We start from the raw sequence: 445 nt of genomic DNA on the forward strand, positions 1-445 counted from the left end.
GCCGTCACCAGCCACGTGATGCAACACCAACAGCAACACATGCTCACCACCGGCCCCGAACAACACCGCCCGCAACGGCAACTCCCGGCCGAGGTCGAAGGCGTATTGGGCGGCGCGGCTGAGTTCTTCGTTGAGGCGCTCGCGTTCGATGTGGTGCACGGGCAACTCGATGCGAGCCTGCTCGCCGTGCAGGATCTGCTGGTAGGGCGTGCCGTCGATCTCCGGGAACACCGTCCGCAGACTCTCGTGCCGATCGACGACGTCCTGCACCGCCGAGCGCAACGCCTCTACGGTGAGATTTCCGGTCAGGTGCAGAGCCATCGGCATGTTGTACGTCGCGTTCGGGCCTTCCAACCGGTGCAGGAACCAGAGCCGGCGCTGCGCGAACGACAACGGCAACACCTCAGGACGCACGGCCGCACGCAACGCCGCACGCACCTGCCGA

The 445-nt window shown here is 66.1% G+C and carries 1 protein-coding gene; it reads right to left on the bottom strand.

What is annotated here, in order from left to right; all coding sequences use genetic code 11:
- Positions 1-402 (bottom strand): condensation domain-containing protein (locus ADL15_RS18200; protein WP_394326938.1); only part of this gene is annotated, 402 nt, incomplete at its 3' end.
- Positions 403-445 lie beyond the last annotated feature (43 nt).

Origin of the sequence: Actinoplanes awajinensis subsp. mycoplanecinus (genome assembly GCF_001509495.1) — a bacterium.
GTDB classification, from domain to species: domain Bacteria; phylum Actinomycetota; class Actinomycetes; order Mycobacteriales; family Micromonosporaceae; genus Actinoplanes; species Actinoplanes palleronii.